This is a genomic window from Ancylobacter mangrovi (assembly GCF_024752355.1).
Taxonomy (GTDB): domain Bacteria; phylum Pseudomonadota; class Alphaproteobacteria; order Rhizobiales; family Xanthobacteraceae; genus Ancylobacter; species Ancylobacter mangrovi.
Window position 1 is genome coordinate 410,047 of the sequence record NZ_JANTHZ010000002.1, and the last position, 21,329, is coordinate 431,375.

At 71.0% G+C, this 21,329-nt stretch carries 25 protein-coding genes; 13 read left to right on the plus strand and 12 right to left on the minus strand.

Annotated elements, in window-relative coordinates:
- The first annotated feature begins 2 nt into the window (after positions 1 to 2).
- A complete protein-coding gene (locus NVS89_RS07215) occupies positions 3 to 263 on the plus strand; it encodes a hypothetical protein (RefSeq protein WP_258731923.1) in 261 nt (86 codons plus the stop codon).
- Between the two features lie 267 nt (positions 264 to 530).
- On the opposite strand, the gene NVS89_RS07220 is transcribed toward NVS89_RS07215, so the two are convergent.
- The 5 genes from NVS89_RS07220 to NVS89_RS22975 form a co-directional block, all read right to left on the minus strand.
- The gene (locus NVS89_RS07220) at positions 531 to 722 is read right to left on the minus strand and encodes a DUF3008 family protein (RefSeq protein WP_258731924.1); all 192 of its coding nucleotides are present in this window, start codon (positions 720 to 722) and stop codon (positions 531 to 533) included.
- Between the two features lie 51 nt (positions 723 to 773).
- Positions 774 to 1,280, minus strand: coding sequence for a YciE/YciF ferroxidase family protein (locus NVS89_RS07225; RefSeq protein WP_258731925.1), 507 nt, complete (start codon positions 1,278 to 1,280; stop codon positions 774 to 776).
- A gap of 141 nt (positions 1,281 to 1,421) precedes the next feature.
- The gene (locus NVS89_RS07230) at positions 1,422 to 1,826 is read right to left on the minus strand and encodes a hypothetical protein (RefSeq protein ID WP_258731926.1); all 405 of its coding nucleotides are present in this window, start codon (positions 1,824 to 1,826) and stop codon (positions 1,422 to 1,424) included.
- 25 nt (positions 1,827 to 1,851) lie between these two features.
- Complete coding sequence (locus tag NVS89_RS07235; protein WP_258731927.1) at positions 1,852 to 2,667, minus strand: endonuclease/exonuclease/phosphatase family protein; 816 nt, start codon at positions 2,665 to 2,667, stop codon at positions 1,852 to 1,854.
- Positions 2,664 to 4,862 (minus strand): VTT domain-containing protein, encoded by a 2,199-nt coding sequence (locus NVS89_RS22975; RefSeq protein ID WP_374114534.1) that lies wholly within the window; start codon positions 4,860 to 4,862, stop codon positions 2,664 to 2,666. The genes NVS89_RS07235 and NVS89_RS22975 overlap by 4 nt, the downstream gene beginning before the upstream one ends.
- A gap of 234 nt (positions 4,863 to 5,096) precedes the next feature.
- Between NVS89_RS22975 and NVS89_RS07250 the strand changes: the two genes are divergently transcribed.
- Positions 5,097 to 6,281: a M20 aminoacylase family protein gene (locus tag NVS89_RS07250; protein ID WP_258731928.1), complete on the plus strand. Its 1,185-nt coding sequence runs from the start codon at positions 5,097 to 5,099 to the stop codon at positions 6,279 to 6,281.
- 19 nt (positions 6,282 to 6,300) lie between these two features.
- Positions 6,301 to 7,539, plus strand: coding sequence for an MFS transporter (locus NVS89_RS07255; RefSeq protein ID WP_258731929.1), 1,239 nt, complete (start codon positions 6,301 to 6,303; stop codon positions 7,537 to 7,539).
- Between the two features lie 12 nt (positions 7,540 to 7,551).
- Here NVS89_RS07255 and NVS89_RS07260 read toward each other — a convergent pair whose 3' ends face one another.
- Positions 7,552 to 8,313: a sulfite exporter TauE/SafE family protein gene (locus NVS89_RS07260; RefSeq protein WP_258731930.1), complete on the minus strand. Its 762-nt coding sequence runs from the start codon at positions 8,311 to 8,313 to the stop codon at positions 7,552 to 7,554.
- 45 nt (positions 8,314 to 8,358) lie between these two features.
- Complete coding sequence (tal, locus tag NVS89_RS07265) at positions 8,359 to 9,330, minus strand: transaldolase (protein WP_258731931.1); 972 nt, start codon at positions 9,328 to 9,330, stop codon at positions 8,359 to 8,361.
- 214 nt (positions 9,331 to 9,544) lie between these two features.
- On the opposite strand from tal, the gene NVS89_RS07270 reads away from it, so the two are divergent.
- The 3 genes from NVS89_RS07270 to NVS89_RS07280 are packed head-to-tail and all read left to right on the plus strand — an operon-like array spanning position 9,545 to position 11,614.
- Entirely contained in the window at positions 9,545 to 10,387 is an 843-nt protein-coding gene (locus NVS89_RS07270) for a hypothetical protein (RefSeq protein WP_258731933.1), read from the plus strand.
- Positions 10,388 to 10,397: 10 nt separating this feature from the next.
- The gene (locus NVS89_RS07275; protein WP_258731934.1) at positions 10,398 to 11,072 is read left to right on the plus strand and encodes a chromate transporter; all 675 of its coding nucleotides are present in this window, start codon (positions 10,398 to 10,400) and stop codon (positions 11,070 to 11,072) included.
- Positions 11,069 to 11,614, plus strand: a complete 546-nt coding sequence (locus tag NVS89_RS07280; protein ID WP_258731935.1) for a chromate transporter — start codon at positions 11,069 to 11,071, stop codon at positions 11,612 to 11,614. The genes NVS89_RS07275 and NVS89_RS07280 overlap by 4 nt, the downstream gene beginning before the upstream one ends.
- A 69-nt stretch (positions 11,615 to 11,683) precedes the next feature.
- On the opposite strand, the gene NVS89_RS07285 is transcribed toward NVS89_RS07280, so the two are convergent.
- Positions 11,684 to 12,376, minus strand: coding sequence for a TIGR00266 family protein (locus NVS89_RS07285; protein ID WP_258731936.1), 693 nt, complete (start codon positions 12,374 to 12,376; stop codon positions 11,684 to 11,686).
- 248 nt (positions 12,377 to 12,624) lie between these two features.
- Here NVS89_RS07285 and NVS89_RS07290 point away from each other — a divergent pair, with 248 nt between their 5' ends.
- Both NVS89_RS07290 and NVS89_RS07295 read left to right on the plus strand, forming a co-directional pair.
- Positions 12,625 to 12,987 carry a hypothetical protein gene (locus tag NVS89_RS07290; protein ID WP_258731937.1) on the plus strand — a complete coding sequence of 121 codons (363 nt, stop codon included), beginning with the start codon at positions 12,625 to 12,627 and terminating at the stop codon, positions 12,985 to 12,987.
- Positions 12,988 to 13,162: 175 nt separating this feature from the next.
- Positions 13,163 to 13,843, plus strand: coding sequence for a YoaK family protein (locus NVS89_RS07295; protein WP_258731938.1), 681 nt, complete (start codon positions 13,163 to 13,165; stop codon positions 13,841 to 13,843).
- A 48-nt stretch (positions 13,844 to 13,891) separates the two neighbouring features.
- On the opposite strand, the gene NVS89_RS07300 is transcribed toward NVS89_RS07295, so the two are convergent.
- Positions 13,892 to 14,236: a hypothetical protein gene (locus NVS89_RS07300; RefSeq protein WP_258731939.1), complete on the minus strand. Its 345-nt coding sequence runs from the start codon at positions 14,234 to 14,236 to the stop codon at positions 13,892 to 13,894.
- A 126-nt stretch (positions 14,237 to 14,362) separates the two neighbouring features.
- On the minus strand, positions 14,363 to 14,950 hold the full coding sequence (locus NVS89_RS07305; RefSeq protein ID WP_258731940.1) for a DUF6101 family protein: 588 nt from the start codon (positions 14,948 to 14,950) through the stop codon (positions 14,363 to 14,365).
- A 214-nt stretch (positions 14,951 to 15,164) separates the two neighbouring features.
- Here NVS89_RS07305 and NVS89_RS07310 point away from each other — a divergent pair, with 214 nt between their 5' ends.
- Genes NVS89_RS07310 through lpxK form a run of 5 tightly spaced genes read left to right on the plus strand, consistent with a single transcriptional unit; the run spans position 15,165 to position 19,355 of the window.
- A complete protein-coding gene (locus NVS89_RS07310; RefSeq protein WP_258731941.1) occupies positions 15,165 to 16,010 on the plus strand; it encodes a 3'(2'),5'-bisphosphate nucleotidase CysQ in 846 nt (281 codons plus the stop codon).
- Positions 16,011 to 16,054: 44 nt separating this feature from the next.
- Positions 16,055 to 16,291, plus strand: coding sequence for a DUF4170 domain-containing protein (locus tag NVS89_RS07315; RefSeq protein WP_258731942.1), 237 nt, complete (start codon positions 16,055 to 16,057; stop codon positions 16,289 to 16,291).
- Between the two features lie 15 nt (positions 16,292 to 16,306).
- Entirely contained in the window at positions 16,307 to 17,044 is a 738-nt protein-coding gene (locus NVS89_RS07320) for a lysophospholipid acyltransferase family protein (RefSeq protein ID WP_258731943.1), read from the plus strand.
- A 5-nt stretch (positions 17,045 to 17,049) separates the two neighbouring features.
- Positions 17,050 to 18,345, plus strand: a complete 1,296-nt coding sequence (locus tag NVS89_RS07325) for a 3-deoxy-D-manno-octulosonic acid transferase (RefSeq protein ID WP_258731944.1) — start codon at positions 17,050 to 17,052, stop codon at positions 18,343 to 18,345.
- A gap of 5 nt (positions 18,346 to 18,350) precedes the next feature.
- On the plus strand, positions 18,351 to 19,355 hold the full coding sequence (lpxK, locus tag NVS89_RS07330) for a tetraacyldisaccharide 4'-kinase (RefSeq protein WP_258731945.1): 1,005 nt from the start codon (positions 18,351 to 18,353) through the stop codon (positions 19,353 to 19,355).
- Between the two features lie 7 nt (positions 19,356 to 19,362).
- On the opposite strand, the gene NVS89_RS07335 is transcribed toward lpxK, so the two are convergent.
- On the minus strand, positions 19,363 to 19,587 hold the full coding sequence (locus NVS89_RS07335; protein ID WP_258731946.1) for a DUF2093 domain-containing protein: 225 nt from the start codon (positions 19,585 to 19,587) through the stop codon (positions 19,363 to 19,365).
- 119 nt (positions 19,588 to 19,706) lie between these two features.
- Positions 19,707 to 21,269, minus strand: coding sequence for an exodeoxyribonuclease VII large subunit (gene xseA, locus NVS89_RS07340; protein ID WP_258731947.1), 1,563 nt, complete (start codon positions 21,267 to 21,269; stop codon positions 19,707 to 19,709).
- Positions 21,270 to 21,329 lie beyond the last annotated feature (60 nt).

Genomic DNA, 21,329 nt, shown 5'->3' on the forward strand with positions numbered 1-21,329 from the left:
CCATGGACCCCATAACCATGCGCCATTCACCTGCCGTCCGTTCGCCCGCGCCGCTGCCGCCGTTCCGGCTGCTCTTCCAGGAACCGCGCGATCCGCCGCCGGGCCTGTGCGCCATGATGAACGCGCGCACCTTCGCCCGGCTCGACGACGCCCGCCGCCATGCGCGCGCGATGATGAACGATCGCGCCCGCAAGCCGGTGCAGATCCTCGATGCCAACCGCCGCATTGTCTGGGATGAATATGGCGACGACCATGGCCGATAGGGGGCGGAACGCGCCCGGGCCGGTCACGCTTTACGGAGCAGACCGTGCCGGCTCGCACGCGGGCGGGCGGAACATGCGTGTCTCCGCGCCCGGAAGATCCTAGCCAACCTGATCCGGCGGCCCCGTCCCGGACGGGCACGCTGCATGGCGGAAATCAGAAAGGAAGGGCGCCACCCGCCGGCCGGGCCGCTGTCGCGGCGGGGCCGGCGCCGATGGCGCCCAGTCCGTCGGGACCCCCGAAGGGTTCCCGTCATTCACTTAGCCGGCTTATCGATGATGATCGACGTGGCCGGGCTTGCCCTTGCGCGAGGTGGAGGCGAACTCCTCCAGCTCCTTCTTGGTCATGGATTTCTCCATCGACTTCGAGGCACCGCGCAGTTCGCTCTTCTTCATCTCGCCCCGCTTGGCGGCGAGCGCGGCGCCCGCGGCCATCTGCTGGGCCTTTGATTTGGCAGGCATGGAATCCTCCTCCCGGTAGAGAGCGATATCCTTCGGGCGAAATCCTGCAGCCTATTCGGCGGCCTGGATGTTGACCCGCGCCTCGGCCAGCTTGGTCAGCGTGGCGTCGGCCTTGTGCTCGTCGGCGAGGTTCTTCGCCAGCACGCTGGCGCAGTCCGGGCGGCCGAGCAGCTTCGCCCAGGCGATGAGCGTGCCGTAGCGCGTCATCTCGTAATGCTCGACCGCCTGCGCCGAAGCGATCAGCGCGGCATCCAGCACCTGCTTGTCGGCAACGTCGCCGGCGACCTCGTCGGCCTCCTTCAGGATGCCGTCAATGGCCGGGCAGTCCACCGCCTTCGGCTCCACGCCATGCATCCGGAACACTTCCTCGACGCGGCCGACATGGCCCTCGGTCTCGGTTAGATGCTTGGAGAAGTCGCTCTTGAGTTGATCGTCGGTGGCCTTGTCGATCATTCTCGGCAGAGCTTTCACGATCTGCTTCTCGGCGTAGTAAATGTCCTGAAGCTGATGAACGAAGAGATCGTTCATCGTCTTGATGTCCTTTGAGAACAGACCCATGGTAGGATCCTCCTGTCTATTTTCTGTTTTGATGATCTTTGAGGTATTCGGACCCCGCGCATGAAATTCATGCGCCGTCGGATACAGGAAAAACGGGTGAAACGAGCGAACGTTCCGCTCCGCCTTTGCTTTACCTCCCGATCAGAAGCCGGGAGTACCCGGCGGTGGCGACGGGGGAGTCCGTGGCGGCAGGTCGATCGGCGGGGCGCCGGGCTCGTCCTCGGGCTCGCTGACATCCGGGCCGATGTCCGGGTCGGGATCGGGCGGGATGAGCGGGTCGTCGATGATCGCCGGCGGACGCCGCCCGGGCGGCGTGTCCGGCGGCGGCGTGCCGGGTGGCAGCGGCGATGGCATCGCTATCGCCGCCCCGTCGCCGGGAAAGGCCGGCGGCGGAGGCGGTGCGGGCGGGGGATCGCTCACGCCCGGCGGTTCGGGATCGCGGATGCCGGGCACGTCGGGGTCGTGCACCGGGGGCTGCACCGGATCGTGGATCGGCGCGGGATCGGGCACCGGGTTCGGCGCGGGCGCGCCCGGATGTTCGGGCATCGGCGGCACTCCGGGAGTGGGATGTTCAGGGGTCGGCTCGTTGGGGGTCGTCACTGGCTCCTCCCATCTCGCGACGGGTCGTGTCGCGACCTCCGGGGTCAACGTATGGTGAGGGGAGCGGTTCCGGCGCCGAGGCGGTCGCCGGCAGGCGGATGTCGGCGATGATCGGCAGATGGTCAGAGGCGCGGCGCGCCTGCGGGTCGGTGAAGGCCGCCGCCAGCATGCCGGGCCTGCTGCAATAGACCCGGTCGAGCCGCAAAGTCGGGCGGCGGGCGGGAAAGGTGCGCAGGTCCGTGCGCTCGGGCAGCACCCGGCGCATGGCGCGGCTGACCTCGCCGAAGGAAAACCAGTCGTTGAAGTCGCCCAGCATCACCGTCGGCATGGCGGCGACGTGACGGGCCATGGCGGCGAGCTTGATTGCCTGCCGGCGGCGCTCGACGATGGCGAGGCCGAGATGCACGGCGACGAGGTGGAGCGGCCCGCGCCCGGTGCGCAGCACCGCCTCGATGGCGAGCCGCGGCTCGCGCAGGCGCACCGACAAATCGTGCAGCCGCACCTCCTCGGTCGGCCAGCGCGAGAACAGCGCGTGCCCGTAATGCCCGTCGGGTACGGCGATGGTGCGCGCCTCCGCGAAATGGTCGATGGAGAGCCCGCGCAGCGGCGCGAGGCAGTCCACGCCGCGCCCGCGCGTGTCGATCTCCTGCAGGGCGAGGATGTCCGGCGCGTGGCGCGCCACCAGGGCGGCGATGCGGTCGAGGTCGAAGCGCCGGTCGGGGCCGATGCCGCCATGGATGTTCCAGGTCATCAGCCGCAGCGTTCCCGGCGGCCGGACAACGCTCAAGCCGTCCTCCGGAAACGGCTGACGAGGAGCTGCAGCCCGAACGAGCACAGCGCCCACAGCACGATGACGCCGATCAGCGCGGCGACGCTGAACAGGGACGGGTCGGTGATCAGCTCGACGATCTGCCGCCCGAGCGCGGTCATCACCACCAGCCCCGGCAGCATGCCAATGGCAGAGCCGATCATGTAGTCCGTGAAGCGAAGCTCGGCCGCCCCGGCCACCAGATTGACCACGGTGAAGGGCGCCACCGGCATAAGGCGCATCGTCGCCACCGTCAGCACGCCGCGGTCGGACAGGCTGCGCCGGATGCGGTTGATGCGCGGGCCGATGAAGCGGCGCACCAGCCCGGCGCCGAGATAGCGGCCGATGGCGTAGGTCACGGCCGCGCTCGCCAGCACGCCGAAGGCGGCGAGGATGGCGCCCGACCAGCCGCTAAACACCGCCACCGTCGCCACCATGAGCACGGTGACGGGAAACGCCACCAGCCCGCCGAGCACGAAGATCGCCACCATCAGCGCCGGCGCCCAGGGCCGCTGCGAGATGCCCTCCAGCGCCGCGACGATCCGGTCCGGCTCGGCGAAGGGCGACTTGGTCCAGACCAGCATCAGCGCGGCGATAAGCGCGACGGCGGCCGCCAGCGCCAGCACCCATTTGCGCCGGCTCGGCGTTGCCGGCGCCGGCCTCTCGTCATAGATCGGCTCGATCGGGTCGGCGATGGCGTCGATCGCGCCAAGGCCCGGCTCGTCGGTCTCGGTGGCCGGCGGCACGTCGATCAGCCGGCGCGCCCGCCCCTTCCCGGCGGCGTCGATCACCGCGGCGAGCGAGCCGGTGCGCGCGACGACGGCGCCGACCTCCTCCGCGCTCATGCCGACATGCTCGGCGAGCAGCCGGTTGCGCACCGATGCAACGGCCGCGCGCTGGTCCTCGCCCGAGGCGTCGACCACGAGGTCGCACTCGCTGTCGAACCCCATCGAGCGGTTGCACAGATTGGCCGAGCCGATGCGCAGGATGCGGTCGTCGACGATCATGACCTTGGCGTGGACCATGATCGAGGCGTCATCCCCGCCGGCCGTGGATTCGGGGTAGAGCATGCGCACCCGGTGAGAGACGCCGGCCTGCGCGAAGCGCTCCAGCACGCGCTGGCGGCCGATGCCCATGGCGCGGTGCTCGAACCAGCCGCGATAGCCCTCGGGGACGATCAGCACCGCCTCGAGCTCCGGGCGCTCGCGCATCCGCTCCACCAGCCGCTCGGCGAAGCGCTCGCAGGCGATGAACTGGTTCTCGACATAGATGACGCGCTCGGCGGCATCGATCATATCGAAGAACAGCGCCTCCACCTCGCGCACCTGAGGCGCGTCCGGATAGGCGGGCATGGTGCGGGCGATGCCGACCCCGACCTCGTGGAAGTCGGGCGCGAGGCTGTCGGGCCAGCAATCGGTGGCGCGGCGCATCCGCGGCACCGGCAGGCGCTCGCAGGCGGCACGGCGCCAGCGCTCTCGGAACAGCCGTCCGAGCGCGCGCGCGACGCCGCCATCTGCCGCCATCTGCACATCGTGGAACGGGCCGTAGGCGGCCCCGGTCGGGTCGACCCGGCGCGGGTCGTCCGGCAGGTGCGCGCTGGTGTCCCAGCGCCGGCGGGTCAGGTCGAGACCGCCGGAGAAGGCGACGTTGTCGTCGATGACAACGATCTTCTGGTGATGGGAGGCGCCGAGCGGCAGCTCGTCATCGAGGCACAGCTCGATCTGCGGCGGCGTGCTCCACAGGAAGGAATAGAGCGGGGTGAGCTCGCGCTCGAAGGCGAATAGGACCGAATAGTCCCACAGCAGCAGCCGCACCCGCAGGCGCGGGTTGCGCTTCACCAGCGCGGAGAGGAAGGCGGCCAGCGTGTCGGGCAGCCCGTCCTCGGCTTCGCCGCTCTCGCCCACCAGCTTCATCCGGCTGTCGAGGTCCCAGCCGGCGATGTGGATGGTCTCGCGCGCCTTGGTCATCGCCTCGCGCAGCGCGCCGAAATAGGAGGCGCCGTCGACCAGCACGCTGGCGCGCGCCGCCTGCTCCACGCGCCAGACATTGCGTCCGGGGCGCAGCAGGGGGCCTTCGTCGAGCACGGCCGGCGGCCTGGCGGAGGTCGGCACCGGGCGTTCGGCGAGGGCGCTTTCGACGAGGTCTTCAGCGAGCGGGGGCGAATTTTGCGGCATGATCGATGGCGGTCTCCCGTGCAGGCTCCGCCGGCTTGCGCGGGCGGGGTCACGGCGGGTCAACCGCGCGGCCCCGTGCAAGGTTCCCCGCCCTTTCCCGCAGGGCGGCAATGCCCGGGCCGCGCTTGTCCGGTGCAGGGCGGCGGACTATAGAGCCGACGAGGCGGCAGCATGGGCCGGGATATCTGGTCTGCTGCCACGGCCGGAGCCGAGGCAGGGCGGGGAGCAGGCAGCATGAGCGAGCAACCGGTTCCGGGCGTTCTATCCGCCGTCGCGGCCGGCGCGCAGGAGATGACCGGCTGGCGGCACGCGCTGCACACCATGGCCGAGACCGCCTTCGAGGAGCACCGCACCAGCGCCTTCGTCGCCGCAAAGCTCGAGAGCTTCGGCCTGAGCGTCGATCGCGGCCTCGCCGGCACCGGCCTCGTGGCGACGCTGAAGGGCCGGCTTGGTGACGGCCCGGCGATCGGCCTGCGGGCCGACATGGACGCGCTCGACATCCACGAGGCGACCAACCTTCCCTATCGCTCCGACACGCCCGGCAAGATGCACGCCTGCGGCCATGACGGGCACATGACCATGCTGCTCGGCGCCGCCCGCCACCTCGCCGCCAACCCGGACTTCGCCGGCACGGTGCACTTCATCTTTCAGCCGGCCGAGGAGAACGAGGGCGGCGGCAGGGTGATGGTGGAGCAGGGCCTGTTCGAGCGCTTCCCGATGGACCAGGTCTACGGGCTGCACAACTGGCCCAACGCGCCGTTCGGCACCTTTCTCGGCCGGGTCGGGCCGATGTTCGCCGCCTTCGACATCTTCGAGGTGAAGATCATCGGCCGCGGCGCCCACGCCGCCATGCCCCAGCGCGGCGTCGATCCGGTGCTGACCGCCTCGCTCGTCGTCGCCCAGCTGCAGTCGATCGTCTCGCGCTCGGTGAGCCCGCAGGAGGCGGCGGTGGTGACCGTGACGCAGATCCATGGCGGCGAGACCTGGAACATCATTCCCGACGAGGTGGTGCTGCGCGGCACGGCGCGCACCTTCACGCCGGAGACGCGCGACCTCGTCGAGCGGCGCTTCCGCGCCGTGATCGAGGGCGTGTGCGCGGCACAGGGCGCCGACAGCGAGATCCGCTACGAGCGGCGCTATCCCTCGCTGGTGAACTGGACCGAACCGTTCGGCACCGCCGTCGAGACGGCACGCGCCATGGCCGGGGACGACCATGTGGTGGCCGATTTCGAGCCGATCATGGCGGCGGAGGACTTCGCCTACATGCTGCAGGCGGTGCCGGGCGCCTATCTGTGCCTCGCCAGCGGGCCGGGGCCGAACCTGCACAACGCGCAGTACGACTTCAACGACGCGCTGCTGCCGGTCGGCGCCAGCTACTGGGTCAATCTCGTCCATCGCGTGCTGGCACCCGCCGGCTGACAGTCGGGGCGGCGCCGCCGTGACCTTCTCCTCACCCGCCGCCCCCCACCAGCCGCCCAGCACGCGCGGCCTGTTCATCAACGGGCTGGGGCTCGGCCAGCTCTGCTCCTGGGGCTCGCTCTACTATTCCTTCCCGCTGATCGCACAGGCGATGAGCGCCGATCTCGGCTGGTCGAAGGCCGAACTTTACGGCGCGGCGACGCTGGGCCTCGGCCTCGCCGGCCTCGCCGCCTATCCGGTCGGCGTCGCCATCGACCGCGGCTACGGGCGGGCGGTGATGACCGGCGGCTCGCTCGCCGCCGGCCTGCTGCTGGTGCTGTGGGCGCACATAGAGAGCCTCGCCCTGTTCTATGTCGCGGTCGCGGGCATCGGCGCCATGCAGGCGGCGACGCTGTACGACCCCGCCTTCGCGGTGGTGGCGCGCAAGGCCGGCCCCGCCCATGCGCGCGCGGGCATCACCGCGCTCACCATGTGGGGCGGCTTCGCCTCCACCGTGTTCATCCCGCTGATCCAGCTCCTGCTCGACCATGTCGGCTGGCGCGACACGCTGATCATCCTCGGCGCCATCAACATCGTCGTCTGCGGCGCGGTGAACTTCGCCACCATCGACACCGTCGCCGATGCGCCGGTGCGCCGGCCGGCGGGCGAGGGAGCGCCGAAGGAACGCTCCGCGATCGCGGACGCGATCCGCCAGCCGGCCTTCTGGGCGCTGGCGGTCGCCTTCACCGCCTATGCGGCGATGTTCTCCGGCTTCACCTTCCACGCCTACCCGCTGCTGATCGAGCGCGGCTTCGACACCGCAACCGTAGTCGGCGCCATCGCCATGATCGGCCCGGCGCAGGTGACGGGGCGGCTCGCGGTCTGGCTGTTCGCGCCGCGCACGCCGGTGCGCCTGCTCGGCTCGGTGATCGTCGCGGTGTTCCCGCTGGCCTTCCTCGCGCTCGAGCTGATGCCGCCGGACTTCACGCTGGTGGCGCTGTTTGCGCTCGGCTTCGGCGCGGTCAACGGCATCATCACCATCGTGCGCGGGCTGGTGGTGCCCGAACTCATCACCCGGCGCGCCTATGGCGCGGTCAACGGCGCGCTGGCGGTGCCGGCCACCGTCTCGCGCGCGCTCGCCCCGGCGGGCCTTGCCATGCTGTGGACCGCGAGCGGCAGCTACGACGCGGTGCTGATGGCGATCATCGCCGGCTCGCTGGTCCTCGCCGCCGGCTTCTGGACCGCTGCCGCGCTGGCGGGCGCGGGTCCCGAGGACTGACGCGGGTCGGCGTCACAACCCGGCGATGCGGGTCACGCCGTCATAGGTGAGCCGGAGCGAGAGCAGGAACAGCGCCGCCACCACCAGCCGGAAGAACAGCGCCTCCGGCAGCACGCGGGTCAGCCGCACGCCGGCGAAGGTCCCCATCACCGCGACCGGCAGCAGCAGGCCGGCGATCTTCAGATTGGCGATGCTGAGCTGGCCGAGCGCCCAGTAGGGCACCAGCTTCATCGCATTGACGGCGGCGAAGAGCAGGGTCGAGGTGCCGGCGAACACCATCTTCGGCAGGCGCTGGGGCACGACGTACATCTGGAAGGGCGGCCCGCCCGCATGCGTCACGAAGCTGGTGAAGCCGGCGATGGCGCCCCAGAACAGGCCGCGCGGCAGATCGGCGGGCTTGGCCGCGCGCGAGGCGCCGCCGAACCAGCGGTTGAGGCAGAAGGAAATGCCGATCAGCCCCACCATGAGCGCCACCAGCGCGTCGGTGACGATGGCCGCGGTGGCCCAGCCGATGCCGATGCCGGCGGCCGCCGCCGGCATCAGTATGGCGAGGTTGCGCCCGGAGAATTCACGCCGATACGCCCACACGCCGAACATGTCGCTGACCACATAGACCGGCAGCAGCAGCCCGGCGGCGGCGACCGGCGACATGACGAGCGACATGATCGGCACGGCGAGCGTGCCGATCATCGGCAGCCCGCCCTTGCTCATGCCGACGACCGCCGCCGCGGGCACGGCGACGAGCGCGAGGGCGGCCAGCTCGGGAACCGGCATGGAAGCGGGAACGCGAAGACGCGGGACGGCGGGGAGGGCGGCCGGTCAGGCCGCCTCGGCGCCTTCCAGCCGCTTCGCCACCATCGAGCGCAGCGTGCGCAGGTCCTTCACGAACAGGCGGATGCCGTCGGAAAGCTTCTCCGTCGCCATCTGGTCCTCGTTCAGCATGAAGCGAAACGCCTTCTCGTCCAGCTCCACCTTGGCCGGGGCGGCCTCGGTGTTGGACGGGTCGAGCTGGCGCACCAGCGTGCCCTCGTCGGCGGCGAGCTGGTCGAGCAGCGCCGGGCCGATGGTGAGCCGGTCGCAGCCGGCCAGCGCCTCGATCTCGCCGGTGTTGCGGAAGGAGGCACCCATCACCACGGTCTTGATGCCGTACTTCTTGTAGTAGGCGTAGATCTGGCGCACCGAGACCACGCCGGGATCGGTGTCCGGCGTGAACGGGCCCTCGCCCGCCTTGACGTGCCAGTCGAGGATGCGCCCGACGAAGGGCGAGATGAGGAAGGCGCCCGCATCCGCCGCGCCCACCGCCTGGGCCAGCGAGAACAGCAGGGTCAGGTTGCAGTCGATGCCTTCCTTCTGCAGCACCTCGGCGGCGCGCAGCCCCTCCCAGGTGGAGGCGATCTTGATGAGGATGCGCTCGCGCCCGACGCCGCGGTCTTCATAGGCCTTGATGAAGGAATGCGCCTTGGCGATGGTCGCCTTGGTGTCGAAGGAGAGGTCCGCGTCGACCTCGGTCGAGACCCGTCCGGGGACGATGGAGGCGAGCTCGGCGCCGAAGTTCAGCGCCAGCCGGTCGCAGGTCGCCATCACGGCGCCGTCGTGCGAGCCGCCCTGGCGCTTGCCCCAGTCGATCGCCTCGTCGACGAGATGGGCATAGGCCGGCATCTCGGCGGCCTTCAGCAGCAGCGTGGGATTGGTGGTGCAATCCTGTGGCTTGAGCCGCCGGACCGTTTCGATGTCCCCGGTGTCGGAGACGACGACGGTCATGGCACGCAGTTGGTCGAGCTTCGAGGGCATGGCGATTTCTCTCTCTTGCGGGAGCCCGGATCACCTCACCCGCAGGCGCCGGGATGGCCGCGTATGGCGGACCGCTTCTTGGACCACAGAACCGGCCGTCGCATCAAGGTACCCGACGATGTGACGGCCGCGCGACACGGGCACTTGTGGCGGATCGTAACTTCGGCGTAAATCCGACATTGGCGTGCCGGACGCGCGTTGCCGAGGCCGGGGAATGGACGATATCCACTACCGCGAATACAAGATACTGCTCCGTCCCGAGCGGTTCTTCGACCCCCACCAGTTCGAGGTCTACTGGCACAAGCTGTGCCTGATCGCGCCGGAATTCAAGGTTGGCGTCGCCACCAACAAGGACGGCTTCAAGCGCCATGTCCGCGAGGTGCTGTTCTACGACACGCCCGAGCACGACCTCTACCGAAACGCCTTCATCCTGCGCAAGCGCACCTTCTACACCGACGGCTGGCCGGACCCGGAGCACGAGCTGACGCTCAAGTTCCGCCACCCCGACCTCGACATGGCGGCGGCGGTGGACGTGACCCCGCACCTGCAGGGCGCCGCCGACATCAAGTTCAAGGAGGAGCTGCTGCCGCTGAAGGACGGCGTCGGCGGCATGCGCGCGCTGTTCTCGCACAATTGCGTGCTGATGACGCCCGGCCTCGTGCTCAACGAGGGCCTTGAGCGCATCAGCCAGGTGTTCCCGGCGCTGGCCGAGCACTGCCCGGCGCAGAAGAGCGCGCAGGTCTCGCTGGTCAACAACCTGCCGGTGGTCGAGGTGCAGGTGAATGTCGGCTCGTTCGACTTCGGCCACGGGCTCGTCGCCAAGGCGACGATCTCGGTCTGGCGCGAACGCGTCACCGAGACCACGATCGTTGGCGAATTCGCCTTCCAGGCGAAGTTCGACCGCTATGACGAGCTTCACGCCAAGGCGCGCGCGCGCTCGGAGGAGTTCTTCAAGGCGGCGCAGAACCACGCCCCCGAATGGGTGCAGCTCGGCACCACCAAGACCGCGCTGGTCTACAATTTCGGCAACCAGCTGGTGGCGAGCCAGGAAGGGTGAGCGCGCCTCGATGAGCATGCCCGCGCCGCCCGCGCCCGACGGGGCCGGGGCACCCGCCGGCTCCCCGGCCGAGCGCGACGCCGCGCCCGGGGACGCCTCCTTCGCCATCCCGCGCGGCGTGCCGCTGTGGGAGATCTTCGCCACCTTCCTGTTCATCGGCGCGGTCAGCTTCGGCGGCGGGGTGGTGGCCTATCTGCGCGCGGGCCTCGTGCTGCAGAAAAAGTGGCTCGACGAGGAGCGCTTCCTCTCGGCGCTTGAGATCGCGCAGGCGCTGCCGGGCCTAAACGCCACCAATATGAGCATCATCGTCGGCGACCGGCTGCGCGGCGTGCCCGGCGCGGTCGTCGCCTTCCTCGGCATCACCCTGCCCGGCGCGACGCTGGTGATGATCCTCGGCGTGCTCTACGCCTCCAATGCCAGCAACCCCTATGTCAACGCGACGCTGGTGGGGGTCGGCGCGGCGGCGGTCGGCATGCTCACGGCGGTGACATTGCAGATCGGGCGCAAGCAGCTCGGCAGCCTGATCGACATCGCCATCATCGCGGTGACGCTGGTCATGGTCAGCGTGCTGCACATCTCGCTGATCTGGGTGCTGCTCACGGTCGGGCCGGCGGCGATCTTCATCTACCGGCCGCGCAAATCGCCGGCGCTCGACCCCGACGAACCCTCGGAGCCCGCGGCATGAACGAGAATCTGTCCGTCCTCGGCGTGTTCTCGCTGCTCTCCGTGCTCGCGGTCGGCGGCGGTGCGGCGGTGCTGCCGGAGACCAAGGCGCTGGTGGTCGGCGCCCATCACTGGCTCACCGACGACCAGTTCCGCGACATTTACGGCCTCGGGCAGGTGGTGCCGGGGCCGAACATGCTGATGGTGCTCGTCATCGGCTACCACGTCACCGGCTATCTCGGCGCGCTGCTGGCCTTTATCGGCTTCTTCGTGCCGGCGGGGGCGATCTCGTGGGGCGCCTCGCGGGTGTGGGACCATTTCGAGGGCTCGCCCTGGCGCGGCGCGCTGCAGCGCGGCCTCGCCCCGCTGGTGGTCGGGCTGATGGCGGCCGGCACGGTGTCGATCGCCCGCACCGCGATCGACGGCGCGACCACGATCGCCATCGCCATCGCGGTGTTCGCGGGCGTCTATTTCGCCAAGCGGGTCAACCCGGCCCTGTTCGTGCTGGCCGGCGGGCTGGTGGGGCTGGCGCTGCTCAGCGGCACCGGCGCGGGCCAGCCCTGACGGGCGGGACCGACGCAATAGCCTGTCGCATCGGCCGTCCCGATCAGCCGTCCCGATCAGCCGTCCCGATCAGCCCTGGCGGTTCGGCAGATAGTGGCTGATGGTGTGGGCGAGGCCCGGCGCGGTCAGCGTCTGCAGCCACACCTTGCCCGGGCCCGACAGCTTCACCAGGAACAGCCCGTCGCCGCCGAACAGCGCGTTCTTGATGCCGCGCATGGTGGTGAGCTCGAAGGCGACGCTCGCCTCGAACAGCCCGACATGGCCGGGATGCACCATCAGGAACTGGCCCGGCTGGAGATCGTAGGTGACGATCTCGCCGCCGAGCTCGATCCAGGCCGTGCCATTGCCCGACAGCTTCTGCAGGATGAAGCCCTCGCCGCCGAACACGGCGCCGCCGAGCGTCTGCTGGAACGCGCTCGCCACCTCGATCCCCGGCGTGCCGCAGATGAAGCCGTGGCGGTGCACCAGATAGCCTTCGCCGCTGACCTGGGTGGGAAGGATGTTGCCGGGCAGCTTGGCCGCGAAGGCGACGTTGCCGGGCCCGCGCTCGGCGTGGAACTCGGTCATGAACAGGCCGCCGCCGGAGACGGCGCGGCTCATCAGCCCGAACAGGCCGCTGCTGCCGCCACCGCCCATCGAGGTGGTGAGGACGATGTCGCCGGACATCCAGGAAAGCTGATCGGGTACGCCGACGACCTTCTCGCCGGCCTCGAGGCCGATCTCCAGGACGGGCAAGGTGGTGCCGATGATCTTGTGCTGCATGGGAGCCTCCTGCGCACGAGGGACCGGATCGATGAAACAGGGTCGACCGGACCGTAGCCTATGGAACGGGTTCGATGAACGGGCACGCCGGGAGCCGGCGGCGGAACGGGCCGCGACGACCGCGCGAGGATGGCGGTCGAACCGAAAAGATTCCGTTATCGCATCGGCTTATCGATACACACCTCTGGTGCCCGGCGGGCGCCGTGCTATCGTGCCGGAGTTGGTCTTTTTCCGCTCGGGAGTGCATTATGAGACGCTTCTGCCAGACCTTCGTGCCGTCCTCTCGCCTCACCCACCTGCGCGCCGGCCTGCTGGCCGTCCTGCTCGCCCTCGCCGGCCTCGTCGCCGGCGGCACGGCCGACCGTGCCGACGCCGCGCTCGCCACCCCCGCCCTCGCCGCACCGGCCGTCGCCACGTCGCTCCTCGACACGCCCGCCCCGCTCGCCGAGCCGGTGCACTGGATCTGCGGACCCTGGCGGTGCGTGTGGCGGCCGAACTATCCCGCCTACTGGTACGTGCCGCCCTATGCGCGGGGCTGGGGCCCGCCGGTGCGGCCGAACTGCTACTGGGCCCGCCGCTGGGGCGGCGCCTGGGTGCACGTCTGCCCGTAATCGCGGGCGCACGTCCTTCCCCCGCATATCGGCGGCCGGTCCGCCCGTTGCCGCCGATCACCGCCACCACCTGCCGCCCGGACAGCTCCCGGCGGCACGGCTCCTTGTGCGCCGCCGTCGGCGCGCCCCCATCATAGCCTGACGACCGATGCCCTCTTCGTCGCCGATCTCTTCGTTGCCCATCCCCTCGCCGCTGCGCCGCTTCGCCTTCGCGACCTTCGCCACCATGGTCGCCGGCTTCGTCGACGCGGTCGGCTACGCGCATCTGGGCGGGCTGTTCCTGTCCTTCATGAGCGGCAACAGCACGCGGCTCGGCATCCAGATCGCGGACGCCGACCGGGCCCACGCCGCGCTCACCGCCTGCGTCATCGGCGGCTTCGTCGCCGGGGCCTTCGCCGGCACGCTGGTCTCCGACCGCGCGGGGGAATGGAAACTGACGGCGATATTGTGCGCCGAGGTCGTGCTGTTCGCGCTCGCCTGGGCGCTGGTCGGCGCCGGGGTCGGCTTCGCCGCGCTGCTGCCGGTGGCGCTCGCCATGGGCATGCAGAACAGCGTGCACCAGCTCGTCGCCGGCGCCGATATCGGCAAGAGCTTCGTCACCGGCGCGCTGTTCGGCCTTGGCCAGTCGCTGGCCCGCTTCGTCTCCGGCCGTGAGAGCGCGGGGGAGGCGGCGGCCTATGCCGCCTCATGGGGATCCTTCGTCGCCGGCGCGGCGATCGGCGCGCTGGTGCTGGCCGCGACCGGGCTGTCGGCCGCGGTGGGCGGTGCTTGCCTGCTATTGGTGGCGCTGGCCGCGCTCGCCTACGCGTTCCACGGCCATCTGCTCCACGCGGTGGGCGAGACGGGCGGCGACTGAGGCGCGCCGGTGGGCGGCCCCCCTGGCTCGCGCCTGCCCGGCCCGCGCCTAGTTCTGGGCGATGGCGGCCTTTGCGGCGGAGACTTCCTTCAGGCAGGTCGCCTCGTCGCCGGCCGCCGCGGCCGCGTGGGCACGGTCGAGAGCCTTCTGGGCATCCTCCGGCTGCAGGCCGTCGCCGATCTTGGCCTCGGTCTTGGCGAGCCCCATCGGGCTCGGGTCCTGGTTCAGCAGTGCGCCACTGCTCTCCGGCGCCTCCGGGCCCTTCGCCGCCAGCTTCTCGATCAGCTTGTCGAGCGCGGCCTGGGTCTTGGTCATCTCCTGCGCGCAGTCGGCGAAGGCCGGGGCCGTGCCGAGCATCACCAGCGCGGCCAGCGTCGTCAGGAAGGGCTTCATGGGGTCTCTCTCCGGTGGACGGTCTCGACGGGTACGGAAGTCTAGCGCCAAGCGCCGCGGCATTTCGAGACGTGTCACGGTATTTCAGGAAGCGTCGCGGCTTTTCGGGCGCGGATGCGCCTCATCTCAGGTGCCGGAGACATCCGGCCCGCCGGCGCAGCGGGCGAGCGGGCGCCCGGCCGCGCGGCGGCGGAACACGCTCGGCCGGCGGTCCTTCAGCGCCCCGCGCCGGCGCCGGCGCGCCAGCACCCCGGCGACCGTGAGGCGGCCGAGCATGGGGTAGGCGGGCGAGCGCGAGCCGTCGGCCTCGGTCACCAGCATGGGCCGGCCGAGTTCGGCGCTCCAGCGCCGCCATTCGGCGACCACGTCGTCGATGTGCGGCGCGCTGTAGAGCGTCACCGACAGCGCGGGATCGGGATGCAGCAGCACCACCGCGACGCCCTCGCCTTCGCCATCGGGATCGAGCAGCGCCACGGCCAGCCCCTCATAGGCAGCCATGTCGATCCGCAGCCTCATCGGAATGCCGGCCATGCGCCGGCGCAGCACCAGATGGTCGCGGTGCAGCTCGACGAGCCGCACCCCGCCATCCGCGCACGGGTCGATCGACTGGAACGTCACCGGCCAGCCCTCGGCGCCGGCCGGCAGGTCCAGCGCCACATGGGGATAGGCCGTGATGGGAGGCAGCGCCTCCGACTTGAGCTGGCAGTTCATCATGCAACCCCGCCGTCCTTTCGGGCTCTCGCGGCCCGGTGTTGCGGCAAAGCTAGACCCGCCCCGGTCGCAGACGGCTTAATCGACATGGTTGACCGTTTCTTCGCGGGCGGATTTCCGGCGCATGCTTGATGAAACCTTGTCGCGAAAGCTTGATTTGAGCGGGTCCGGACCCGACATACGGCTTGCCAGAGCGGCAGCGACCGCCTAATCCCCCATGATGAACCAACCCCCGACAGAGGCGCCGGGCGGAGCACCCGAGGGTCCGCTCCCGACGCGACATCACGACCCTCTCGCCGACCCGGCCATCGCCGCCCGCCACCTCGCCGACTCCGTCGTCGCCGCCGGGGCGGTGGCGCTCGCCATGTTCCGCACCGGCGTGAAATCGTGGTCGAAGCACAATGATTCCCCCGTCACCGAGGCGGACCTCGCCGTCGACGTGATGCTGCGCGAGCGGCTCAGCTTGCTCGGCCCGGACTATGGCTGGCTGTCGGAGGAGACGGTGGACGAGCCCTCCCGCCTGTCGCGGCGCCGGGTGTGGATCGTCGACCCGATCGACGGCACCCGCTCCTACATGTCCGGCGGGCTCGACTGGTGCGTGGAGGCGGCGCTGGTGGAGGACGGGCGCCCGATCGCCGGCGCGCTGTTCGCCCCCGCGACCGAGGAGCTGTTCGTCGCGGTCCAGGGCGGCGGGGCGACCCGCAACGGCCTGCCGATCCGCGTCTCCGAGCGCAACTTCGCCGCCGGCGCGACGGTCGACGGGCCGGCGCAGTGGCAGAGTCACATAAACGGGCACGACACGTTCCACCGCGTCCCGCGCATCCGTTCGCTGGCGCTGCGCATCGCACGTGTCGCCACCGGCGAGCTGGATGCGGCATTTGCGTCGCCCAATGGCAATGACTGGGACCTTGCCGCCGCCGACCTTTTGGTGCACGAAGCAGGCGGACGCCTGACAACACTCGACGGCCTCGCCCTGGCCTATAACGCGCCCGTGCCTCGTCATGGAGCGCTGGTTTCGGCCGGCCTGCGGCTGCATCCCTCCCTGACGGGCGGGGCGCGCTGAGGCGGGTTCGCAGGATCGCTATATAACGGGAATCGACCGGGAACATGAACAGCCCCCAGCTTCTCCATCTCGTCTTCGGCGGCGAACTCGAGGACATCAGCGGCGTGACCTTCAAGGATCTCGACTCGCTCGACATCGTGGGCATCTATCCGAACTACGCGACCGCCCATACCGCCTGGAAGGCGAAGGCGCAGCAGACCGTGGACAACGCGCATATGCGCTACTTCATCGTCCATCTCCACCGCCTGCTGGATCCCGAGACCAGCACCGGCAGCCGCTGAGCCCGGCCCGGGTCCATGTGGCGTAAGTTGCGTACGTCGCAGGCGGTGCGCACCGCGCTCGGTCGCGGCATGGCATCGTATCTGCGTTTCGTCTGGCGGACCCAGCGCGTGGTGATGGAACCGGCGGATCTGTACGATCTCGCCGAAGTGCAGCTGCCGATGATCCTGACCTTCTGGCATGGGCAGCACTTCCTCACCCCGTTCCTGGTAAAGCCCCACCACAAGGCACGGGTCATGATCTCGCGCAGCGCCGACGCCGACGTGAACGCCATCGCCGCCGAGGCGCTCGGCATCGGCACCGTGCGCGGTTCCGGTGCGCAGGGGCGCGACTTCCGCACCAAGGGCGGCTTCAACGCGACGCTGGAGATGATCCGCCACCTGTCGGAAGGCACGAACGTCGCCATGACCGCGGACGTGCCGAAGATCGCGCGCCATGCCGGGCTCGGCGTGGTGACCATCGCCAAGCATTCCGGCCGGCCGATCTATCCGGTCGCCATCGCCACCTCGAACCGCATCCTCGCCCGCTCCTGGGACCGGGCGGCGATCCACCTGCCGTTCGGCCGGGCGGCGGTGGTCGCGGGCGACGGCGTGCGCGTGCCCGCCGATGCCGACGCACAGGAGATGGAGGCCGCGCGGCGCGAGGTGCAGCGCCAGCTCGAGGTCGCGACCGCCCGCGCCGAGGAACTGGTGGGCCGGGGGGCCCCGCAGCTTCCCCATCCTTCCGCCATCGCCGATGGAAACACGCAGGGCTAGCATGCATGGCTAGACCGCGCTCCACCTTCCTCATCCGCCTCTACCGGCTCGGCACCTGGCTGGCGCCGCCCTTCGTGCGCCTGCTGCTGGCGCGCCGGCTGAAGCGCGGCAAGGAAGACCCGGCGCGGCTGCGCGAGCGCTACGGCCATGCCAGCGCGCCGCGGCCGAAGGGACCGCTGGTGTGGCTGCACGGGGCGAGCGTCGGCGAGATGCTGGCGGTGCTGCCGCTGATGGACCGGCTGCGCGCGCGCGGCTTCAACGTGCTGCTCACCTCCGGCACGCTCACCTCGGCCAAGCTCGCCGCGAGCCGGCTGCCGCCCGACATCGTGCACCAGTTCGTGCCGCTCGATTCGCCGCTGTTCCTGCGCCGCTTCCTCAAGCACTGGCGCCCGGACCTGGTGCTGCTGGTCGAATCCGAGCTCTGGCCCAACATCCTGATCGAGGTGAATGCGCGCCGCGTGCCGCTGGTGCTGGTGAACGCGCGCATGTCGCCGAGATCCTTCGCCAGCTGGCAGCGCATCTCGACCAGCGTGAAGGCGCTGCTCGGCCGGGTCGACCTGTGCCTCGCCCAGGGGCCGGACGATGGCGAGCGGCTGACGCAGCTCGGCGCGCCGCGGGTGGCGGTGACCGGCAACCTCAAGTTCGATTCGCCCCCGCCCCCCGTCGACCTCGCCGCCTTCGACACGCTGCGCGCCGCCTCGGCGGGGCGCGAGGTGCTGGTCGCCGCCTCCACCCATCCGGGCGAGGAGGAGATCGTGATCGAGGCCCATAAGCGCCTCGCCAAGGAGCGGCCGAACCTGCTCACCATCATCGCCCCGCGCCATCCCGAGCGCGGCCTGTCGGTGATCGCGCTCGCGAGCGAGGCCGGCTGCCCCGCCGTGCTGCGCTCGGACGGCTACCTGCCCGATCGCGGCACCGCGATCTATGTCGCCGACACGATCGGCGAGCTCGGCCTGTTCTACCGGCTCGGCCCGGTGGCGCTGCTCGGCGGCTCGCTGGTGCGCAAGGGCGGGCAGAACCCGATCGAGCCGATCAAGCTCGACACCGCCATCCTGCACGGCCCGCACGTCACCAATTTCAGCGATCTCTACGGCGCGCTCGACGCCAGCCGCGGCGCCGCGCCGGTCACCGACGCGCGCTCGCTCGCCGCCACCGCCTTCACCCTGCTGGCGGAACGGGCGGTGCGCCAGCGTATGATCGAGGCCGGCAAGACGACGGTCGCGAGCTTCGGCGGCGCGCTGGAGCGCACGCTCGCGGCCATCGACCCCTATCTGGTGCAGATAAGGCTGGAGAGGCATTAGCGACCATGCAGGCGCCCGACTTCTGGTGGCGACGCGAGCGCAGCACGATGGCGAAGCTGCTCTCCCCGCTCGGCACCGTGCTCGGGGCCCTGACGCTGGCCCGGATGCGCGGGACCGGCGCCTCGGTCGGGCTTCCCGTGGTCTGCATCGGCAACCCGACCGTCGGCGGCGCCGGCAAGACCCCGACCGCGATCCATCTCGCCCGCCGCCTCGCGCGGCAGGGGCGGCGCCCGGCGATCCTCACCCGCGGCTATGGCGGGCGCGAGCACGGGCCGGTGCAGGTCGACCCCGCCCATCACCACGCTGAGGATGTCGGCGACGAGCCGCTGCTGCTGGCACGCGCCGCCCCGACCTATGTCGCCCGCGACCGGATCGCCGGCGCTCTGACCGCGGTGCAGGACAGCGCCGATATCCTGCTGATGGACGACGGGTTCCAGAATCCGGCGCTCGCCAAGTCGCTGTCGATCCTCGTCGTCGATGCCGGGGTGGGGGTGGGCAACGGGCTGTGCGTGCCGGCCGGGCCGCTGCGCGCGCCGCTCGGCCCGCAACTCGCGCGCGCGCAGGCGCTGCTGGTGCTGGGCGAGGGCGCGCCGGGCGAGCGCGTCGCGCGAGAAGGCTACGCGGCCGGCCTCGTCGTGCTGCGCGGACGGCTCGCGCCGGAGGCGCAGGCGGTGGCGCGGCTGTTCGGCCGGCGGGTGCTGGCCTATGCGGGGATCGGCCGGCCGGGAAAGTTCTTCGAGACGCTGAAGAGCCTCGGCGTGCTGCCCGTGGTGACGCGGGAATTTCCCGACCACCACGTCTTCACGGCGGCGGAGGCGGCCGAGCTGCGCCAGCAGGCGGAGGAGGAGGACCTGCTCCTCGTCACCACGGAGAAAGACGCGGTGCGCCTTGCCGGAAGCGAGGCGGGGGAGGGACTGCTCGAAGCCTCCGAGGTGCTCCCGGTCCGTCTCGCACTGGAGCCGCACAGCGCCAAGGCGCTCGACCGGATGCTGGCCGGCGCGATCGCCTGACGCGCGTTCAGCGCGCGCGCACGCGCTCGGGATAGAGGCGGGCGAGCACAGCCTCGGGGGTGGCGTAGGCTTCCTGCAGGTCGACGCTCCAATAGCGCAGCTCGTCGAGCGGGATCGGCTGGCCGGTCACCGCGCAGCGCACATAGGTACCCGGACGCACGACGCGGAAGTCGCCGTCGAGATAGCGGACCTCGGCCTCGCCGGAGGCGGAAAATCGTTCGAAGCGGTTCATCGTGCGTGGCGGCGCATGGCGGCGCCCTCCTGTGGCGGCGGGACAACATAATGAAACGGGGACCCCGGCCGCAAGTCGGGCCGCCGGCATCGGCCGGCGATGCGCCCGGACCGGGCGCGTCAGGTCTCGAACAAGGTGGGTTGCGCGGGCTCCTTCGGCAAGCCCCGACTGGACTTGCGCGTCCCCCGCCCGGCCCCGCGCGCTGGCGGCGCGGCGGGCGGAACGTCTCCGGCTCCCGCCGCGACCGCGGCCACCGTGCCGTCGCGGAACTCGATCTCCAGCCCCTGCCCGGCGACCACCTCGCGCGCCGCATGCACCGGCGCGCCCGAGGCATCGCGCACCAGCGCATAGCCGCGCGCCAACACGCCCTTGTAGGAAAGCGCCTGCATGAGCTGCTCGAGCGCGCGGAGCCGGCGCGCGCGCTCCTCGTTGCCCCGGACGAGGCAGGGGGCGAGGCGCGCATGCACGCTCATCAGCCGCTCGCGCCCGCGGGCGATGCGCTCGCGATGGGCGTTCTCATTGGCGCGCAGGGCGCTCGCAAGCCGCCCGCGGATCAGCTCGAAGCGCTCGCGCCGGCGCTCGACCAGCACCGACAGGCGCTGCGGCGCCAGCCCGCCCTCGGCGCGGGCGAGGCGAAGGCGGTGCGCGCTCGCATTGGCCTTCAGCGCACGCGGCAGACGCTGGCCGGCGACGTCGAGGCGCTGGCGCGGGACGGCGAGCAGCGCGTCGGCGCTCGGCAGCAGGCGGGCGAGCGCGCGCAGCTCGGCGCGCCGGTATTCCGCGCCCCGCGCGAGCGCGCCGCCGAGCCGCGCATGCAGGCCCTCCACCTCGGCGACGAGCTCGCCGCGCACCGGCACCACCATCTCGGCGGCGGCGGTCGGGGTCGGGGCGCGGAGGTCCGAGGCGAAGTCGATCAGCGTCACGTCGGTCTCGTGGCCGACGGCGGAAATCAGCGGAATGGCGCTCTCCGCCGCCGCGCGCACCACCTGTTCGTCGGAGAAGCCGAGCAGGTCCTCCAGCGAACCTCCGCCGCGCGCGACGATCAGCACGTCCGGGCGCGGCACGGGGCCGCCGGGCTCCAGCGCGTTGAAGCCGCGTATGGCCGCGGCCACCTCCGACCCGCAGGTGTCGCCCTGCACCCGCACCGGCCATACCAGCACGTGACGCGGGAAGCGGTCGGACAGGCGGTGCAGGATGTCGCGGATCACCGCCCCGGTCGGCGAGGTGACGACGCCCACCACGCGCGGCAGGAAGGGCGGGCGGCGCTTGCGCTCGGCGGCGAACAGGCCCTCGGCGGCGAGGCGCTGCTTCCGCTCCTCCAGCATTGCCATGATGGCGCCGGCACCGGCGAATTCGAGCTGCTCGATGACGATCTGGTAGGAGGACTTGCCGGGGAAGGTGGTGATGCGCCCGATGGCCACCACCTCCAGCCCTTCCTCGGGCTTGAGCCGCAGGCGCTGGAAGGCGCCGCGCCACACCACGGCGTCGAGCCGGGCGCTGGTGTCCTTCAGGCTGAAATAGGCGTGGCCGGAGGAGTGCGGCCCGCGATAGCCGGAAATCTCGCCGCGCACGCGCACATGGCCGAACGCGTCCTCCACGGTGCGCTTGAGCGCCCCGGAAAGCTCGGAGACGGTCCAGTCGGCGGCATTGGAGGTCGGCGCGGCGCCGGGCAAATCGGCCATGCCCCCTGTTTAGTCGGATTTGCCCGGTTCGGGAACCGGCCGAAAGGGTGCCCGCCGCGC

What these genes read in the sequence shown, in the direction of transcription:
- NVS89_RS07335 (WP_258731946.1), bottom strand. Translation starts at nt 19,587, where the DNA reads ATGAACCGCTTCGAACGATTTTCCGCCTCCGGCGAGGCCGAGGTCCGC.
- NVS89_RS07325 (WP_258731944.1), top strand. Translation starts at nt 17,050, where the DNA reads ATGGCTAGACCGCGCTCCACCTTCCTCATCCGCCTCTACCGGCTCGGC.
- NVS89_RS22975 (WP_374114534.1), bottom strand. Translation starts at nt 4,862, where the DNA reads ATGCCGCAAAATTCGCCCCCGCTCGCTGAAGACCTCGTCGAAAGCGCC.
- NVS89_RS07275 (WP_258731934.1), top strand. Translation starts at nt 10,398, where the DNA reads ATGAGCATGCCCGCGCCGCCCGCGCCCGACGGGGCCGGGGCACCCGCC.
- NVS89_RS07305 (WP_258731940.1), bottom strand. Translation starts at nt 14,950, where the DNA reads ATGATGAACTGCCAGCTCAAGTCGGAGGCGCTGCCTCCCATCACGGCC.
- NVS89_RS07310 (WP_258731941.1), top strand. Translation starts at nt 15,165, where the DNA reads ATGATGAACCAACCCCCGACAGAGGCGCCGGGCGGAGCACCCGAGGGT.
- NVS89_RS07215 (WP_258731923.1), top strand. Translation starts at nt 3, where the DNA reads ATGGACCCCATAACCATGCGCCATTCACCTGCCGTCCGTTCGCCCGCG.
- NVS89_RS07290 (WP_258731937.1), top strand. Translation starts at nt 12,625, where the DNA reads ATGAGACGCTTCTGCCAGACCTTCGTGCCGTCCTCTCGCCTCACCCAC.
- NVS89_RS07300 (WP_258731939.1), bottom strand. Translation starts at nt 14,236, where the DNA reads ATGAAGCCCTTCCTGACGACGCTGGCCGCGCTGGTGATGCTCGGCACG.
- NVS89_RS07270 (WP_258731933.1), top strand. Translation starts at nt 9,545, where the DNA reads ATGGACGATATCCACTACCGCGAATACAAGATACTGCTCCGTCCCGAG.
- tal (WP_258731931.1), bottom strand. Translation starts at nt 9,330, where the DNA reads ATGCCCTCGAAGCTCGACCAACTGCGTGCCATGACCGTCGTCGTCTCC.
- NVS89_RS07260 (WP_258731930.1), bottom strand. Translation starts at nt 8,313, where the DNA reads ATGCCGGTTCCCGAGCTGGCCGCCCTCGCGCTCGTCGCCGTGCCCGCG.
- NVS89_RS07230 (WP_258731926.1), bottom strand. Translation starts at nt 1,826, where the DNA reads ATGCCCGAACATCCGGGCGCGCCCGCGCCGAACCCGGTGCCCGATCCC.
- NVS89_RS07280 (WP_258731935.1), top strand. Translation starts at nt 11,069, where the DNA reads ATGAACGAGAATCTGTCCGTCCTCGGCGTGTTCTCGCTGCTCTCCGTG.
- NVS89_RS07285 (WP_258731936.1), bottom strand. Translation starts at nt 12,376, where the DNA reads ATGCAGCACAAGATCATCGGCACCACCTTGCCCGTCCTGGAGATCGGC.
- NVS89_RS07315 (WP_258731942.1), top strand. Translation starts at nt 16,055, where the DNA reads ATGAACAGCCCCCAGCTTCTCCATCTCGTCTTCGGCGGCGAACTCGAG.
- NVS89_RS07320 (WP_258731943.1), top strand. Translation starts at nt 16,307, where the DNA reads ATGTGGCGTAAGTTGCGTACGTCGCAGGCGGTGCGCACCGCGCTCGGT.
- xseA (WP_258731947.1), bottom strand. Translation starts at nt 21,269, where the DNA reads ATGGCCGATTTGCCCGGCGCCGCGCCGACCTCCAATGCCGCCGACTGG.
- NVS89_RS07225 (WP_258731925.1), bottom strand. Translation starts at nt 1,280, where the DNA reads ATGGGTCTGTTCTCAAAGGACATCAAGACGATGAACGATCTCTTCGTT.
- lpxK (WP_258731945.1), top strand. Translation starts at nt 18,351, where the DNA reads ATGCAGGCGCCCGACTTCTGGTGGCGACGCGAGCGCAGCACGATGGCG.
- NVS89_RS07220 (WP_258731924.1), bottom strand. Translation starts at nt 722, where the DNA reads ATGCCTGCCAAATCAAAGGCCCAGCAGATGGCCGCGGGCGCCGCGCTC.
- NVS89_RS07250 (WP_258731928.1), top strand. Translation starts at nt 5,097, where the DNA reads ATGAGCGAGCAACCGGTTCCGGGCGTTCTATCCGCCGTCGCGGCCGGC.